Source organism: Streptomyces sp. NPDC051041, assembly GCF_044456065.1.
GTDB lineage: Bacteria > Actinomycetota > Actinomycetes > Streptomycetales > Streptomycetaceae > Streptomyces > Streptomyces glaucus.
On sequence record NZ_JBITFM010000013.1, the window covers coordinates 12,406 to 29,118 of the forward strand.

A 16,713-nucleotide genomic window follows, 5' to 3' on the forward strand; every position below is an offset into this window, starting at 1 on the left:
ATGCTCCGGTGAGCCATATCGTCATCAAGCGCCCGCCGCGTGCGCTGCCACCCGAAGTGCCCTCGGACGAACTCCAATTGGAGGCTCCTCCCGAACTGCCGCGCGGGCAGCAGGAGGGCATCCTGATGCAGGTCCTGCCGACCCTCGGCATGGGCTCGTCGGTGGTGTTCTACTTCGCGTCCCCCAACGCCCATCCGTTCATGCGGATCATGGGCGTGGTGATGCTGGTGTCGACGGCCGCGATGGTGATCGCGCAGATCGTCCGCTACCGCCGGGGTACGCAGGGGCAAATGGCCGATGTGCGCCGCGACTACCTCCGGTACCTGGCGCAGACGCGCCGCACGGTGCGCCGGACGGCGCTGCGCCAGCGCGACGCCCAGCTGTACCTGCACCCCGCCCCGGAACAGCTGTGGGCGGTGGTCGCGGAGGGCAGCCGGGTGTGGGAGAGGCGCGTCGGGGACAGCGACTTCGGGCAGGTGCGGGTGGGGCTGGGCCCGCAGCAGCTGGCCACCCCGCTCGTCGCCCCGCACACCGCCCCGGTGGACGAACTGGAGCCGCTGTGCGCCGGCGCCATGCAGCGCTTCCTGTCCGTGCACGGGCAGTTGGACGGCCTGCCGGTCGCGGTGTCGCTGCGCGCCTTCTACCACGTGACGGTCTCCGGCGATCCGGACAGCGCCCAGGCGTCGGCCCGGGCCCTGGTCGCCCAGGCCGTCACGCTGCACTCCCCCGACGACCTGGTGCTGGCCGTGGTGGCGGCGCCGGGCGCGGTGAGCCGGTGGGACTGGACGAAGTGGCTTCCGCACTGCCAGGTGCCGGGCCGGCTCGACGGGGCCGGCACGCGCCGCCTGTTCGGGGACGACCTCGGTGAGCTGGAGCAGCTGCTGGCCGGCCGGCTGGACGGCCGGCCGCGGTTCAGCCGCGACGGTCAGCCGCTGCTGGACCAGCCGCACGTCCTGGTGGTCCTCGACGGCGGGATGGTTCCCCCGACCTCGGCCTTCGCGGCCGCGGAGGGCCTGCAGGGCGTGACCGTCGTCGAGGTCGTCTCCGGTGACCTGGACCAGCCGCGCGGCGACCTCTCCGTCGTCGTGCGTCCGGACCGGCTGTGGCTGGACTCCGGGAGCGGGGTCGCCTACGAGGGTGTGCCCGACGGGATCTCCCTGCCCGCCGCGGAGGCGCTGGCGAGGCAGCTGGCGCCGCTGCGCATGGGCGGCGGTGACGACGACGAACCGCTGCTGGCCAACCTGGACTTCACCGACCTGCTCGGTCTGGGCGACGCGGCGTCCGTGGACGTCAGGCGCACCTGGCGGCCGCGGTCCACGCCGGAGCGGCTGCGGGTGCCGATCGGCGTCGGGGAGAACGGCCAGCCCGTGATGCTGGACCTGAAGGAGGCCGCCCAGGACGGCATGGGCCCGCACGGCCTGTGCGTCGGGGCGACCGGCTCCGGCAAGTCGGAGCTGCTGCGCACGCTGGTGCTCGGCCTGGCGGTCACGCACTCGTCCGAGACGCTCAACTTCGTCCTGGCGGACTTCAAGGGCGGCGCGACCTTCGCCGGCATGTCCCAGATGCCCCACGTCGCCGCCGTGATCACCAACCTCGCCGACGACCTGACGCTCGTGGACCGCATGGGCGACGCGATCCGCGGCGAGCTGCAGCGCCGCCAGGAGCTGCTGCGCGCGGCCGGCAACTACGCCAACATCCACGACTACGAGAAGGCGCGAGCCGCCGGCGCCCCCCTGGAACCGCTGGCCTCCCTGGTCCTGGTGATCGACGAGTTCAGCGAACTCCTCACCGCCAAGCCCGACTTCATCGACATGTTCATCCAGATCGGGCGCATCGGCCGGTCGCTGGGCGTGCACCTGCTGCTCGCCTCGCAGCGGCTGGAGGAGGGCCGGCTGCGCGGGCTGGACACCTACCTGTCGTACCGGATCGGCCTGCGGACGTTCTCCGCGGCCGAGTCGCGGGCGGCGCTCGGCGTGCCGGACGCGTACCACCTGCCGTCCGTCCCCGGCTCGGGCTATCTGAAGTTCGGCACGGACGAGATGGTGCGCTTCAAGGCGGCGTACGTGTCGGGGCCCTACCGGGCGGGCGGACCGGAGATCGACCGCGGCAGGACGCCCGTCGAGCGCCGGCCGGCGCTGTTCACCGCGGCCCCGGTGCCCGTGGTGTACGCGGCGCCCGACCCGGAGCAGCCACGGACCCCCGACCGGCCGGAGGACGACGCGCTGGCCGACACCGTGCTGGACGTCATCGTGCAGCGGCTGGAGGGGCAGGGCGTGCCGGCGCACCAGGTGTGGCTTCCGCCGCTGGACCGGGCACCGACGCTGGACGAGCTGCTGCCCGCCCTGGCCGTCTCCCCCCAGCGCGGACTCCACCCGCCGGAGTACTCCCGGCCGGGCGGTCTGACGGTTCCGCTCGGCCTGATCGACAAGCCCTTCGAGCAGAAGCGGGAGATCCTGTACCAGGACTTCTCGGCCGCCGCGGGCCACATGATGGTGGTCGGCGGCCCGCAGTCGGGCAAGTCGACCCTCCTGCGCACGCTGGTGGCCTCCTTCGCGCTGACCCACACCCCGCACGAAGTGCAGTTCTACTGCCTGGACTTCGGCGGCGGCGGCCTGGCCGCGGTGGCCGACCTGCCGCACGTGGGCGGTGTCGCCTCCCGGCTGGACCCGGAGCGCGTCCGGCGCACGGTCGCGGAGGTCGCCGGCATCCTCAACCGCCGCGAGCAGTTCTTCCGCGCCCACGGCATCGACTCCGTCGCCACCTACCGCCGACGGCGCGCGGCGGGCGACCTGCCGGGCGAGGCCTGGGGAGACGTCTTCCTGGTCATCGACGGCTGGGGCGGCTTCCGCAACGACTACGAGGGCCTCGAGGGCGTCGTCAACGACATCGCCGGCCGGGGCCTGGGCTACGGCATCCACGTGGTCCTCACCGCATCGCGGTACATGGAGGTACGAGCGGCCCTCAAGGACCAGATCCTCGGCCGGCTGGAGCTGCGGCTGGGCGACGCCATGGACTCCGAGTTCGACCGCAAGGTCGCCGTGAACGTGCCGACCGGGGTGCCGGGCCGCGGCCAGGTCCCCCAGAAGCTGCACTTCATGACGGCGATGCCGCGGATCGACTCGTCCTCCGACGCCGAGAGCCTGTCCGATGCCACGGCACAGCTCGTGCAGGCGGTGAAGGACCGCTGGCAGGGGCCTCCCGCCCCGGCCGTGCGCCTGCTCCCCCGCAAGCTGCCGGCCGACCAGCTGCCCAAGGGCTTCGAGTTCCCGCAGCACGGCATCGCGATCGGCATCGACGAGGCGAACCTGGAGCCGGTCTTCATCGACTTCGACACCGACCCGTTCCTCCTCGTCCTCGGCGAGAGCGAGTCCGGCAAGACCAACCTGCTGCGCCTGATCGCGAAGCAGATCGCCGAGCGCTACACCCCCGCCGAGGCCCGCATCGTGGTCGGCGACTACCGGCGCACCATGCTGGAGGCGGTGCCGGAGCAGCACCTGCTGGAGTACGCGCCCATGGCGTCGGCGATGCAGGTGCACATGGACGCCGTGCGCCAGTTCATGGAGATGCGCGCGCCCAAGCCGGACATCACTCCGCAGCAGCTGCGCGACCGCAGCTGGTGGAACGGCCCGCAGCTGTTCGTCATCGTCGACGACTACGAGCTGGTCGCCACCGGCTCCGGCAATCCGCTGTCGCAGCTCGTGGAACACCTGCCGTTCGCGCGCGACGTGGGCGTGAAGTTCATCATCGCGCGCAGCTCGGCCGGCGCGTCCCGCGCCATGTACGAGTCGTTCATGCAGCGGCTGAAGGAACTCGGCGCCCAGGGCGTGGTGCTGTCGGGCGATCCGACCGAGGGCGACATCCTCGGCAGCGTCCGGGCCCGCCCGATGCCGCCGGGACGTGGCGTGTTCGTATCAAGGAAGCGCGGTACGCCGCTGATTCAGGTGGGCTTGCTTCCGCAACGACACTAAGGTGATCGGTTAGTTGCGACTCGACGTGGGTCGATGTGACCGAACGGGGAGAACGGGGAGGCTACCGAGGTGAGTTCGAACGGGGGCGACGGCACGGGCGACGCGCCGGACACGGGGAAGTCGTTCGACACCCTGTCCCATGTGAATCCTCAGATGGCGCTGGACATCCAGCACAGCGCCATGAAGAGCTTCAAGAAGCGCGTCGACGAACTGCTGACGGAACTCGAGACGTCCGAGGCGGCACCGGACAAGGTCGGCCAGGACCGCCTGCCCCGCGCCCAGCTGGGCTCCGCCGACTTCAAGGAAGCACAGTTCCTTTACGACACGTACGCCATCGTCCACGACGAGTTGGAGAACCTTTCGAAGGCGCTGAACGCGCAGATCGAGGGGATGGGGCTGGCGGTGCACGCTGCGCGGGTGGGTTACGAGAACCTCGACGCCGACATCCGGGCCCGGATGAAGGCGGTCAACGCCGAGGCGGAGAAGTACTACGTCGCGGAGCGGGACCCGTACGGGGAGCGGCGGGGCAACACTCCGACGCCGGAAGGGGGCGCCGGCGAGTGGACGCCCGGCGTTGACCAGTCCGCCGGTGGCAGCGAGGAGGGTCTGTGATGGCCGGACAGCCCAAGCGGCGGGCGCCGCAGCTCGCCCGCACCGACTTCGAGTCCATGACGCACGAGCAACTGGCGGCGATGCTCGACTCGGCGACGTCGGAAGGCGCCGCCCAGCTCGCCACCAAGCTCTCCAAGGCCGCCTCGACGATCACGAAGATCGGCGACGACCTGATGACGTACACCAAGGGACTGGAGTGGCAGGGCGAGGCCGGCGACGCCTTCCGCGACTGGGGCGGCCAGACGGCGAGCGCCACGCTCCGCCTGGGCCAGTACGCCGAGGTGGCCTCGCGCTGGATGGCCACGGTCGCGCAGGCGGTCGCCGAGGCCAAGGCGGCCATGCCGGACACGTCGGAGACCACGCGGGCCGAGGAAGACCTCGCCGAGGCGAAGAAGACGATGGCGGCGGCCCAGGCCCCGGGCGCCCGTAACGACCCCGACGCCCGGAAGCTGGCCCAGACCGCCCAGAGCGACGCGGCGGCGGCACAGCAGCGGATGGAGGCGGCGCGGGCGGAGGCCGTGCAGCAGCTGCGGAAGCTGGCGCAGACGTACGAGTACTCGGCACAGCAGGTGAACAGTGTGGAGCCGCCTACGTTTTCGCCGCCGGCGCAGCACTTGGACGCCACTCAATGGGACAGAAGCGAGTATGTGTCCATTGGGACGGATACCCCGAATGCAGCGACAGGTGCGGCGGCATCGTCGGCGGTCCGAAGCAATGGCGGACCGGGCTCGTATGACACCGCGCAGCCGAACACGAACAGTGTCTCGGTCAACCTGTCACTGGGTGACGGCAGCTACTCGGGCGACCGATCTCATCCTGTCGCGATGGAGATCGACAGTGTGGCGACGTTGCCTCAGCATTCGATGTCCCCCGCGACAACCCAGTCCCTACCAAGTACAACCGTTCCTCGGCCTGAGACATCTGCTGGGCAGCCCATCATTGTCCCCACTGGCTACCAGAGCGGCGGTGGCCACACCGGCAACGCGACTTCTAGCCGCGCCCCCTCAGGGTTCCGTTCACAGTTCTCCTCAAACCCGTTGGCGGGTACTGGAGGTACTCGGATTCCGACGGTTCGTGAAAGCGGCATTGTGGGAGGAAAGCCCGTCACCCCCACTACTGGACGTCCCGCCGGGAGCATTCCTCGCGGAACCGTCATCGGCGGGCAGGGCGCCCAGGATCATGCGCCCATGGGTCGCGGTCTCACCACCGGTTCCCCAGCCGGTGCCGTCGGCAGCGGTGGCGTGACCGGCGGCCGTCGCCTCACGTCTCAGCCGGGTGGGATGGTGGGCGGCGTCCCGAACCAGAGCGGTCACGTTCCCTCGAGTCGCCCCGTCACGCAGAGAGGTACAGGGCTACCAGGACTGGCCGGCACCGCTCAACTGCCCCAAGCGGCGGTGCGAGGCCGGACCGGAGCAGTGCCTGGTGCGATACCCCGCTCGAGCACCGCCGATTCGCAACAGCGTAACCAGCGTCGGGGCGATCGGCCCGACTACCTCTCCGAGGACGAAGAGACCTGGCAGCGGAGTAACCGCCGCCCTCTTCCCCCTGTGGTGGAGTAACCCCTGCACCGCCCTGCCCCAGGAAAGCGCATGCATACCAGTAGTAGACGAAACCCGCGTCCCGTCTCAGTGGTCTCGGCCGCTCTCGGCCTGCTGCTGGTGGGTGTCGCTGCGACTCCGGCCCACGCGGAGTCGGTTCGTTCCCGCCAATGGCACCTCGACGCGATGCACGCCGAGGAGATGTGGAAGATCAGCACAGGCCGTGGCATTACGGTCGCAGTCATCGATACGGGTGTCGATGCCTCGCTGGCTGATCTCAGGGGTCAAGTGCTCAAAGGCAAGGATTACTCGAAGCAATCAGGTGACGAACGGACCGACTATGACGGTCACGGCACGGGCGTGGCCGCCCTCATCGCGGCCACTGGCGCGCGGGGAGCGGAAAGCGGATCGTATGGTCTCGCGCCAGGTGCCAAAATCCTTCCAATTCGCTTGAAGGAGAGTACAGAGCTTTGGGACTTCAGCGAGGAGCACTCGTTCTCCCGAGACATGAGCCGGGCTATCAGGTATGCAGCGGACACGGATGCCCAAATTATCAACATTTCTGGGGGACAGCACGAATCCGCCCGTACCGATGACATCAACACTCCAGAGCTGGATGCCGCGGTCAAATACGCGCTCGGCAAAGGAAAACTGATCTTCGCGGCGGCAGGCAACGAGGGAGACAAGAACAATCGGCCAGGTTATCCGGCAGCCACACCCGGTGTCGTTGCCGTGGGCGCGATCAACGAGAAGATCGAGCGGAGCTCGTTCTCCGAATGGGGACCGGAGATCGACGTCACCGCCCCCGGCGAAAACATGATCCACGCATGCACTGGCGGTACGCAGGTGTGCCGAAGCAGCGGCACGAGCGACGCCTCAGCCATCGCCTCGGCCTCCGCAGCCCTCATCTGGTCCAAGCACCCGACCTGGACGAACAACCAGGTCCTCCGCGTGCTCATCAACACGATGAAGGGCAACGAGGAGAGCTGGACCCGAAACGACGACTTCGGCTACGGAATCGTCCGTCCCCGGGTCGCGCTCCAGAACCCCGGTGACCCGGGGCCGGCCGACGAGTACCCGCTGCCGGACCTGGCCGCCGCAGCCGCCTCCGCGTCTCCCTCACCGACGGCCTCCTCGACCGGTGGATCCGCCGACGAGAAGAAGACCGATGAGAAAGCCTCAGCAGTTGCCTCGCCGGGGGAATCGGACGACAGCCAGGCCCCACTCTGGATCGGGCTGGGCATCGCAGCCGCCGCGGCCCTGGGCGCCGCCGTCGCGATCCCCGTGTTCCGCAGTCGACGCAGGCAATCCGTGCCGGTTCCGGCCGCCCCACCTCTCCCACCCGCGTACTCGCCGTACTCGTCTCCTCAGCAGTACCCGTCCTACGGCCAGCCGCACAGCCCCGTCACCGGCACACCGCCCGAGGGAACGCCTCGCCCGGGACAGCATCCGTGACCGAACCTGAGGCAGGCGTGGATCAGATGGCAGTGACGTCAGTGACAGTACGAAGGAACCGCCGTGTCATTCGATGAGATGTGGGGCCAGATCCGCAGCAACGCGGTCGCGCGGCAGCAGAGCAGCATGCAGCTCAACCAGCTCCCCGGGTCAGGGGGCGGCGGAGGAGGTGGCGGCGACTATACGGTGACGTCTCCCGACCTGAAGGCGGTCGGAAACGAAGCACAGGAGCTCTTCCACGGTTTCGAGGTGGATGCCTTCTACGCCGGCGCCCAGACCAACACCGCCGCGAACAGTTTGGACGCGGACGGATTCAAGACGGGCTCGGCTTTGTGGACCGCCTGGGACACCTGGCGGTCCCAGGCTGAAGCGCTCCTCAGTGCGTGCGCTCACATACACAACCATCTCGAAGACACCGTCGTGACGCACACCAAGCACGAAGAGCTTCTCGTCACCAACCTCTCCGTCGAGCAGATCGACAAGCACTTCAAGTAAGGCTGACACCTGTGGTCACTTTCAATGAGCTACTCAACGCGCGCCTGGGCAGCCTCAAAGAGGCTGTCGATGACTGGACGGAGACGGTCAAGAGGCTCAAGAAACTGGACGAGCAGGCAAGTAAGGGGCTGCTGAAGAAAGCCGAGAAGGCGGACTGGAAGGGTGAGAACGCAGGCATCACCCTGCCCTTCGTGAGGAAGACCGCCAAAGAGTTCGGGGACGCCGCCACGGAAGCGGAGAGTATCCGGAACATCCTCCGCGATGCTTACACGGAGTTCAAGGCCGCCAAGACGAAGGTCGACGAGGTAGTCAAAGCAGCTCCGGACCAAGGGATCCGTATCGATGCGGACGGGACCGTCAGCTACCTGGTCCATCCGGATCGCCGTTCCAAGGATTACTCTGGCCCCGATCCACAGGAGAAGGACTTCGACAGGGTCAGATCCGTGATCAAGACCGCCGTTGAAAAGGCCACCGAAGCAGACGAGGTGGCTTCGCGTGCGCTCCGTACCCTGGTAGGCAAGGATAGGAACAACTTCTCCGGAACCGAGTACGACTCGCTCACGCAGGCCGGCAAGGTCCAGGATGCCGCAGATGCCCGAGCCGCGGCAAAGATCGTCGCGAAGGGCGACGATGCCACCCCTGAGGAGATCGACCGTCTCAATAAATACTTCGAGGACAACAAGGGCGATCAATACTTCGCCGAGCGCTTTGCCCTTGAAGTGGGCGCCAAGGGAAGCCTGGAGTATTGGGCCGACTTGGGCGATCCGAGCGATGGATCCAGATTGGGCGCCGACCACCCTAAGAGGATTAAAGAGCTTCAGGAGAACTGGGGCCTGACCCTAGCCGCCGCCACACACTCCGACAGTGCGGAGATGGCCAGGTGGAAGGCAGACATGATCAAGGCCGGTGATGACGTCATCCAAACCCGGGGGACGTCCCCCTATGGCTTCCAGATCATGAGCAACCTTATGCGCAACGGGGCCTATGAAACAAAGTTTCTCAATGATTTTGTAAATGCCGCAGTCGTTACAGAACGACGAATGACCGGTGACGGCGCGATCAAGCCGAACCAGGTCTGGGACTCCGGGCTGGGAATGTTGCCTCGACTGAATTGGGGCGACAAGGATGATATGGGTACAGATCCTATGACCGGTCTCATGGAAGCCCTGGGACATAACCCGGACGCCTCACTCAAATTTTTCAACGACTCGACCAAATTGGGTGAGGACAAACTTAGCAACTGGGACTACTTCGTTGGTCATGGCAAGGACGCCCGCGTGTGGCCAGTGGACCAGGACGGCAAGCCGCAGGGATACGCCAATCTTGGTCATGCCCTTGAGTCGGCCACGCTTGGATACGCCTATGATACGGAAGATCCCAGCATTCCTGCCATGAAGACCGAAGAGCAGATCGCGGCTCGAGAAGCCAGGACTGAGCTGATGTCGAAAGTTGTCAGCAATTACAGTTCTGCTGCCGTGATCGACAAGCAGCCCGGAATAACGGACAGCTTGGCAAAGATGGCAGCAGGGCACATCGACAGCCTCAACTACTCGGCCGCAGATTTCGGCGGTAGCAGTAACGTAAACGGTCGCGATGATCGTTTTGGCGCTGAAAAGAATCACCTCGCCGACTTCGGCCTTACGAAAACAACTAAGTTCCTGCGCGCACTGGCCGGAGACGAGGACGCGTACAACACGATCTCTGCAGCCCAGCAAGCCTATGGAACCAGTGTTATGGCCGCCCAGGGTGACGACCGGGGAGACGTGAAACGCGTCGCAATGCACAGCATTATGATGCATGGAATGCTCGACCAAGCGCGCTTCGAAAGCATCGGCCAGGAATTCGCCGATAAAAAGGAGGCCGCGAACAGGGAACTGGAGAAGCAGGGAGCCTGGCGCGACTTCGCCGCAGGCGCCGCTATTGGCACTGTGGTGGGCGTGGCCTCCGAACTCATCATTCCTACACGCGCCGCTGCAGCCATCGCCGTACCACTTGCTTTTGAGGTAGTCGGCGGAGCAGCGGAGACCTACATGTCGAACCAGACGCTTGACTGGCTCAAAGAAAACGAGTTCGACAACACCGATGAGGCTCTCCAAGGCATCGAGAAGGCTAGAGCTACTGGTCAGCACAACGCCATGACGCCGCTACTGAATTATGCACAGGCGAACGGGCTGTCCGAAGACGACATATGGGACTTGTCTGTCGAGGCAGAGGGTCACTACAACGATGGCCGTGCCCGTAGCGATACCAAGGATGTTCGGGGTTACTGATGAAAAGAATCGCCATAATTCCTTTGATTCTCACTTCCCTTGTCTTGTCAGTAACGTCCTGTGCGGCAGACGAGAAGCAGCCGACTTCTGCAGCTGACGGCTGCAAGGAGGTACTGGGGCCCTCTGGAATCAAGTGGGTGGAGAGCCATGCTGCAGTGGACAAGGGCGAGACCGTCGAAAGAGACGGCGTAAATTTGGAGGAAAATCGCGAAGAATACTTCAAGCAAATGAATTCCTGGGACCCCAAGGGTTACCACTGGTCATCCGAACTGTGCACCATGAGTGCGTTCACTTCAGGAAAAAATAAGGTATTCAGGATAGAGTTCGGCCCTTCTTCCGTTCCTTTTGATTTCGACAAAAGGAGCAGTGAAGGCGTTACGACCACAGTCAACAAAGATGTAAAATTGCACCAGGCAAAGGATGCACAAGGAGTTACTCGCTACGGCATCTATGTGAAGTGCAAGGTTCCAGGAACTCCTCCACAACAGGAGAGCAAAACACCACTCGCCGGCGTACTGACTGACACCCTTACTGAGGGTACGGCTTCCGATGATCACGTAACTTACCTGCTGCGCTCCACCCGGGCAGTGGCGAACAGCCTAAAGTGCGAAAACAAACCTGTCATCCCGGCAAATTTTTCCGCGCCGAAGCAATAATTTCTTGTGGCCGATACTCTAACTCTCGATCGCTTTATTGATCAGAAACTCATGGGTTCGCTCGTTGAGCATATATCGGACGTGTGGGCAGCCGAATTATCCACGCACGACGTGGGGCTTGCGTTGACGGCGGTGGAAGAAACTGCAGGTTTCGGCGGCGAGTCCGGTCCGGTTTCGGGCCCGGTGGGTGTGAGGCAGGCTGCGCTTGAGGTCGGCATTAGCCAGTCCGCCGGTGGCAGCGAGGAGGGTCTGTGATGGCCGGACAGCCCAAGCGGCGGGCGCCGCAGCTCGCCCGCACCGACTTCGAGTCCATGACGCACGAGCAACTGGCGGCGATGCTCGACTCGGCGACGTCGGAAGGCGCCGCCCAGCTCGCCACCAAGCTCTCCAAGGCCGCCTCGACGATCACGAAGATCGGCGACGACCTGATGACGTACACCAAGGGACTGGAGTGGCAGGGCGAGGCCGGCGACGCCTTCCGCGACTGGGGCGGCCAGACGGCGAGCGCCACGCTCCGCCTGGGCCAGTACGCCGAGGTGGCCTCGCGCTGGATGGCCACGGTCGCGCAGGCGGTCGCCGAGGCCAAGGCGGCCATGCCGGACACGTCGGAGACCACGCGGGCCGAGGAAGACCTCGCCGAGGCGAAGAAGACGATGGCGGCGGCCCAGCAGCGGATGGGTTCACCAACAAGTACGGGTACGAGAGTCTCGGTCATGCGCTGGAGTCCGCGACACTCGGTCACGCCTACGACGATGCCACTCCGGCGCTCGTACGTACGGACGACGGCGCGAAGGTGATGGAAAAAGTCGTAGAAGCGTACGGCGATCCTGCACTGCTGAAAAAACAAGAAGCTCTGTCGGGCAGCATTGGGCGGATGACCGCCGGTTATATCGATGACATCAACTGGGCGCTAAACGAGAACAGGTCGGACAGCATGTTCGCTCCTGATGAAAAAGCACACGGACATGCCGAGTTCGGCATGGATGGCGCTCGAAAATTCCTCAGTTCCCTGGGGCAGCACCCGGATGCATATTCCGAAGTGGCAACCGCCGAGCGCGTATACACCACGGCAATGATGCAGTCGCAAGTCGACTCCAATGGGCACATCAATGAACCTCACGTTCGTGAAGCCCTGCGGACCGGTGCGGAAGTGCAGGGCATGCTCGACCAGGCTCGGGCTGATCAGGTCGAAGCGGAAGGGTTGAAAAAGGACGAAGAGTACAACAAGGCATTGGAGGAGCGGGCCGCCTGGATCGAGTTGGGCGTCGGAGCAGGTATTGCCGTCGGTGCAGCCTTCCTCCCCCCGGTAGCAGCAGCCGGCGTCGCCGGCACGCTGATCCCTATCGGCATGGAGCAGGGGCAGGCACTCTTGGAGCAGCTACTCGGAGATGCCATCGGCGACTGGGTCGAGTCCGAGCAACAAGACAGTGGAGACGATGTCCAGGAGCAGCGCAAACAGATCTATAAAGCGGGTGAATTTAATGCGGGATATCCGATGAAGCAGTTCTTGGAGCAGCAAGGGATAAACCCGGACAATAGCAACTTCGCGCAAAATCTGGAGATCGATTTGATCGCTGGTTACGGGAAGGGAATCGATCGTGAGAATCAGCAGGGCGTCCGCCCTGCGACCGGGGATTGATGAGGAATCAAGGAAATGCATGTTCGTAGTGGGGCAAGGTGGGCCGCTGTGATGCTGGCCGCCTCCCTCAGTGTCTCTTCGTGCCAGTCTGGCGACGATCAGGGAAGCGCCAACCCTGGAAAAGTCCGTGAAAATGACTGCCTCGGCACCCTTAATGAAGCTGCGACAAAGGCGGCAGCCAGTCTTCTTGGATCCGAATCGTACGTCACATCGTCATCGCGCGACGGAGCCACAGGCGCGGCAAAGGAAATTGTTTCCGAATATCGCACGAACGGGATTACCGGGGGGAACGAGGTCGGGATCTGCTGGATCTACAGGTCCAAAAAAGATGTCAGCGACCTGACCATCTCGTCTTCATTCGCAACCGAAATACCGAAGAGCAGTACCGTAGCCTCTGTCTTCACTCCGTTCAAAATGGGCGAAATAGCCCTGGCCGGCAATCGAGAAGCGGTTGTCTATATGCAATGCTCCAGCCGCCGATTCGAGACGGACGGCAGCCAGGAGACATTTACGCTTCGCGTGGAAGCGAGCAACCGATACGAGCCGGACGGCTCCCCGGTGGAGCTACAGGAGAAAAATCTCACCGTTGCGCATTCCGCCAGTCTCGCGCTCGCCAAGGCTCTGGACTGCAAAAACAACGGCGGGCTTACCAGCGAATTCAGAATGCCCTCCCGCCTGTGACACGGCTGACCGCAGCTAGTACCGCACTGCCTCAGCATCCAACCAGACGATTCGTCACCCGACTGCGCTCCGGAATACCGACCTCAATGGGATTTGCAGGGAGAATAACGTTACAAGAGCAGTAAGAGTAACCGGCGAGGTGTCACCTGTCTTCACCTTGCACAATATAGGCGCAGTGGTCTCGATCTCTTGTGACGGCCCCTTGCCCCATGGAGGGGCCGTCACAAGAGATCGAGACTGAAAAGCTCAACGTGCCTTTGGGATTTGGTGGTCTGTCGAGTACTCCTGCGCTCTGCTCAACTCCACGGGCCAACGCCGCCGATACGCTTCCGCAGGCGTTGTGATTTACCGACAGGTATCGGCGCCGCTGGCCGTAATCGCCTCGTTTTTGCGTCCTTCGCCCACCGCACGCCCCCTACAGAAGCGGCTCGACCGCACGAGCGCCCCCCCCGGTTGCCAGGCGTCAGTCCGCCGCCTGTGTCGTGCTGCTCCATGACGTCCTCGGCTTCGGTACGCCGCCCCGTCCGCTCGCATCTTTCAAAGGGCGCGTGCGATCACGGGATGCGACTCGGCCGCACCGGATGGGAATCGCCGAACACACAGCCGGAAAAGGGGCCGAACGGACAACCGGGGAGGCGGCCGCCCCGGCCCCCTCCCCGGCACGTCGAGCGGAGTTCTCAGCCCATCAGCATTCGGAACCGGGCCGCGTTGCCCTTGTCGGTGTCCTGGTAGCCGATGACCGACTCGTCCAGGAGCTGGGCGATGCGGGCCAGCTTCTGGCACATCTGGTCCATCTCCGTGCTGCTGCTGCGCTGGATCTGGGCGTAGGCGGTCTTCGCCTCGCCCTCCCAGGTCTCGGCGACGGCCTTCACCTTGCGCATGAGGACCTCGAGCTGCTCGGACAGCTCCCTGGCCGTCTTGCGCACGTCCTGCGCGGCCTGGGTGACGGTGTCGTAGTTGACTGCGGTGCGGTCGTAGTTGACGCTCACTGTGTGTTCTCCCGGGTGGCGTGCGGCGCGCTGATGCGGATCAGGCGAGGTCGGTGATGCGGCTGGTGACCTGGTAGGAGTTGTCCACCTTGCGGATCTCCGAGATCCGCTCCTGCTCGTTGGCGCTGAAGCCCTTGACGCTCATCCGCATGACCTCCTCGAGGTCGACGAGGTTGTCCTGGAGCTTCTTCAGGTGCTGGTTGACACCGCGCTGGACGGTGTCGAACTCCTTGCCCGCGGCGCCCTGCCAGCCTCCCTGGATCATGTCCACGACGGCGTTGAGGGACGTCACCCGGCTGCTGACGTCCGTGTGGAAGTCGCGGATCTTGTCAGCGAGGTCCGTCAGGTCCGAGTCGCTGTAATTGACGCTCATGGTCTCTTGCCCTCCTCTTGAAGCATCGGTGGCTCGTCGCCACCGCGACGGGTCCGCCGTGGACGGATATCCAGGCTGTCCTGGCGGGCAAGAACCGCTGCCGTTCCACGCGCGACGCGCGGTCGCAGCGTCGCACCGCCCCCGTGCCGTACCACGCTCGTGGTACCTGCAGCCACTCTAGTCACTTGACGTGGGGGTTCCAACTGCAAAGCGGTAACAGGCCAGTTCACGGCCGGGGCGGCCGGTGCGCGGCCCCGCGCGAACCGTCCCCGGCCGTGGGGCGAGCCAGTATGGTGACCGATGCATCGTTGGTACGTCGGGAAAGGACCGCTCCGCATGGCTGGTGTGCAGGACGAGGAGCTCAAGGCACGCAAGGAACGCGAGCGGGACGAGCTGTACGCGCTCGACATCTCGGGCGTGGAGTGGCACTGCGCGCCCGGCACGGAGGAGCACGAGGAGCGGGTGGAGATCGCCTACCTGCCCGGCGGCGCCGTGGCCATGCGGTCGTCGCTCGATCCGGACACCGTCCTGCGGTACACCGAGGCGGAGTGGCGGGCCTTCGTCCTCGGTGCGCGGGACGGGGAGTTCGACCTGGAGCCGTCGCCGGACAAGGGGAGCCCGGCCTCCGAGTGACGCCGGTCCGGGGAGGCCGGATCCTCCCCGTCGGTGCGCGGGTCCCGGCTCATCCCGGACGCCGGTGCCGGAGTGCCTCCCGGCGGTGGACCGGCGGCCGGCCCGGCGCGGAGTGCGCGTACCGCGACGGAGGCGGGCCGGAGGTCACGCTCCCGGATCCCTGCGCACGCGGCGGCGCAGGTCGCGCACGACGACGGCGGTGCCCGCGATGATCGTGACCAGGACCGCGGTGATGCCCAGGGCGTAGGTGGCGTAGCGCTCGTCGCGTTCCGCGGGGGTCTCGTCGAGCGAGAACGGAGCCACGTCGGGGGCCTGGGCCTTCGCCACGCCGGGGTCGGGTGTCGGGGACGAGGGCGGGTCGGCGAGGTCGGACTCCTGGACGGCGCGGACCGGGTCGACCACGCCCCAGCCGACGAAGTTGTCGTGGCCGTTGACGGAGCGTTCCGCCGTCTGCTCGATCCGCGTGGCGATCTGGGCGGGGGTCCAGTCGGGGTGCTTCTCCTTCAGGAGGGCCGCGACGCCGGCGACGAACGGGGCCGAGAAGCTGGTGCCGCTGTCGGTGCACTGGCCGCCGCCCGGGACGGTCGAGACGATGTCGACGCCGGGGGCGGCGACGTCCACGAAGGCGCCGGCCTGGGAGAAGGCGGCGCGTTCGTTGTTCCGGTCGGAGGAGGCCACGGCCAGTACCCCGTCGAAGGCGGCGGGGTAGGTGTTCTTGACCTTGCCGTCCAGGCCGTCGTTGCCCGCGGAGGCGACCACCACCACGTTCCGCGTGATGGCCCTGCGCACCGCCTCGGCCAGGGCCGAGGTGGCGGACAGGGGCTTGGTGGTGTCCTGCGAGATGTTGATGACGTCGGCGCCGCGGGCGACGGCGTGGTCGATGGCCCGGGCCATGGAGTCCGAGTCGCCGCTGCTGTCGGCGTCGTTCTGGCGGATGGGGATGATGGTCGCGTTCGGGGCGAGGCCGACGAAGCCCGTCCCCGCGCGGGGCCGGGCCGCGATGATGCCGGCGACCTTGGTGCCGTGGCCCACCTCGTCGTTGGTGGGGTCGCCGTCCTTGCCCCCGCTGAGCAGGTCCAGTCCGGCCTCGTCGTCGACGGCCGCGGCCAGCTGCGGGTTCCGGTCGTCGACGCCCGTGTCGATGACGGCCACCCGTACGTTCTTCCCCTTGTCCGTGCCCTGCCAGAGTTCGTCCAGCAGGACCCGCTGCAGCGACCAGGGGCGGGCCTTGAACTGCTGCTTGCTGGGGTAGGTGCACTGCCCGCTGCCGTCGAGGGCGAGGGGTGCCTGCGGCTGTGGCCGTACGTCGGCGGCGTGGGCGGGCGGCCGGCTGCCGAGCATGGTCAGAAGTACGGCTGCGGCCAGCACAGTGGCCTTGGTCGGCGACACCGGTGCGGTGCTCCT

The 16,713-nt window shown here is 65.8% G+C and carries 15 protein-coding genes; 12 read left to right on the forward strand and 3 right to left on the reverse strand.

Annotated elements, in window-relative coordinates:
• Nucleotides 1-8: 8 nt before the first annotated feature.
• The 11 genes from eccCa (at nt 9) to ACIBAI_RS20315 (ending at nt 13,314) form a co-directional block, all read left to right on the forward strand.
• Nucleotides 9-3,968: a type VII secretion protein EccCa gene (gene eccCa / locus ACIBAI_RS20265; protein ID WP_399036070.1), complete on the forward strand. Its 3,960-nt coding sequence runs from the start codon at nt 9-11 to the stop codon at nt 3,966-3,968.
• 69 nt (nt 3,969-4,037) lie between these two features.
• Complete coding sequence (locus ACIBAI_RS20270; RefSeq protein WP_399036072.1) at nt 4,038-4,580, forward strand: hypothetical protein; 543 nt, start codon at nt 4,038-4,040, stop codon at nt 4,578-4,580.
• Nucleotides 4,580-6,139: a hypothetical protein gene (locus tag ACIBAI_RS20275; protein WP_399036074.1), complete on the forward strand. Its 1,560-nt coding sequence runs from the start codon at nt 4,580-4,582 to the stop codon at nt 6,137-6,139. Before ACIBAI_RS20270 ends, ACIBAI_RS20275 begins: the two co-directional genes overlap by 1 nt.
• 30 nt (nt 6,140-6,169) lie before the next feature.
• The gene (gene mycP / locus ACIBAI_RS20280) at nt 6,170-7,573 is read left to right on the forward strand and encodes a type VII secretion-associated serine protease mycosin (protein ID WP_399036076.1); all 1,404 of its coding nucleotides are present in this window, start codon (nt 6,170-6,172) and stop codon (nt 7,571-7,573) included.
• 63 nt (nt 7,574-7,636) lie between these two features.
• Complete coding sequence (locus ACIBAI_RS20285) at nt 7,637-8,068, forward strand: hypothetical protein (protein ID WP_399036078.1); 432 nt, start codon at nt 7,637-7,639, stop codon at nt 8,066-8,068.
• Between the two features lie 11 nt (nt 8,069-8,079).
• Nucleotides 8,080-10,338 (forward strand): hypothetical protein, encoded by a 2,259-nt coding sequence (locus tag ACIBAI_RS20290; RefSeq protein ID WP_399036080.1) that lies wholly within the window; start codon nt 8,080-8,082, stop codon nt 10,336-10,338.
• Entirely contained in the window at nt 10,338-10,994 is a 657-nt protein-coding gene (locus tag ACIBAI_RS20295) for a hypothetical protein (RefSeq protein ID WP_399036082.1), read from the forward strand. Before ACIBAI_RS20290 ends, ACIBAI_RS20295 begins: the two co-directional genes overlap by 1 nt.
• 6 nt (nt 10,995-11,000) lie before the next feature.
• The gene (locus ACIBAI_RS20300; protein WP_399036083.1) at nt 11,001-11,249 is read left to right on the forward strand and encodes a hypothetical protein; all 249 of its coding nucleotides are present in this window, start codon (nt 11,001-11,003) and stop codon (nt 11,247-11,249) included.
• Nucleotides 11,249-11,791: a hypothetical protein gene (locus tag ACIBAI_RS20305; RefSeq protein ID WP_399036085.1), complete on the forward strand. Its 543-nt coding sequence runs from the start codon at nt 11,249-11,251 to the stop codon at nt 11,789-11,791. Before ACIBAI_RS20300 ends, ACIBAI_RS20305 begins: the two co-directional genes overlap by 1 nt.
• On the forward strand, nt 11,791-12,633 hold the full coding sequence (locus tag ACIBAI_RS20310; RefSeq protein WP_399036087.1) for a hypothetical protein: 843 nt from the start codon (nt 11,791-11,793) through the stop codon (nt 12,631-12,633). Before ACIBAI_RS20305 ends, ACIBAI_RS20310 begins: the two co-directional genes overlap by 1 nt.
• Before the next feature lie 48 nt (nt 12,634-12,681).
• A complete protein-coding gene (locus ACIBAI_RS20315; RefSeq protein WP_399036088.1) occupies nt 12,682-13,314 on the forward strand; it encodes a hypothetical protein in 633 nt (210 codons plus the stop codon).
• Nucleotides 13,315-13,991: 677 nt separating this feature from the next.
• Here ACIBAI_RS20315 and ACIBAI_RS20320 read toward each other — a convergent pair.
• Nucleotides 13,992-14,303: a WXG100 family type VII secretion target gene (locus tag ACIBAI_RS20320; protein ID WP_399036090.1), complete on the reverse strand. Its 312-nt coding sequence runs from the start codon at nt 14,301-14,303 to the stop codon at nt 13,992-13,994.
• A 40-nt stretch (nt 14,304-14,343) separates the two neighbouring features.
• The gene (locus tag ACIBAI_RS20325) at nt 14,344-14,676 is read right to left on the reverse strand and encodes a WXG100 family type VII secretion target (protein ID WP_344608420.1); all 333 of its coding nucleotides are present in this window, start codon (nt 14,674-14,676) and stop codon (nt 14,344-14,346) included.
• 336 nt (nt 14,677-15,012) lie between these two features.
• On the opposite strand from ACIBAI_RS20325, the gene ACIBAI_RS20330 reads away from it, so the two are divergent.
• Entirely contained in the window at nt 15,013-15,309 is a 297-nt protein-coding gene (locus ACIBAI_RS20330) for a DUF397 domain-containing protein (protein WP_344608421.1), read from the forward strand.
• Between the two features lie 144 nt (nt 15,310-15,453).
• On the opposite strand, the gene mycP (ACIBAI_RS20335) is transcribed toward ACIBAI_RS20330, so the two are convergent.
• Entirely contained in the window at nt 15,454-16,698 is a 1,245-nt protein-coding gene (gene mycP / locus ACIBAI_RS20335) for a type VII secretion-associated serine protease mycosin (protein ID WP_399036093.1), read from the reverse strand.
• Nucleotides 16,699-16,713 lie beyond the last annotated feature (15 nt).

Bases quoted from the DNA above. Each gene is read 5' to 3' on its own strand.
- ACIBAI_RS20275 (WP_399036074.1), top strand. From the start codon at position 4,580: ATGGCCGGACAGCCCAAGCGGCGGGCGCCGCAGCTCGCCCGCACCGAC.
- ACIBAI_RS20295 (WP_399036082.1), top strand. From the start codon at position 10,338: ATGAAAAGAATCGCCATAATTCCTTTGATTCTCACTTCCCTTGTCTTG.
- ACIBAI_RS20310 (WP_399036087.1), top strand. From the start codon at position 11,791: ATGGAAAAAGTCGTAGAAGCGTACGGCGATCCTGCACTGCTGAAAAAA.
- ACIBAI_RS20330 (WP_344608421.1), top strand. From the start codon at position 15,013: ATGGCTGGTGTGCAGGACGAGGAGCTCAAGGCACGCAAGGAACGCGAG.
- ACIBAI_RS20305 (WP_399036085.1), top strand. From the start codon at position 11,249: ATGGCCGGACAGCCCAAGCGGCGGGCGCCGCAGCTCGCCCGCACCGAC.
- mycP (WP_399036076.1), top strand. From the start codon at position 6,170: ATGCATACCAGTAGTAGACGAAACCCGCGTCCCGTCTCAGTGGTCTCG.
- ACIBAI_RS20325 (WP_344608420.1), bottom strand. From the start codon at position 14,676: ATGAGCGTCAATTACAGCGACTCGGACCTGACGGACCTCGCTGACAAG.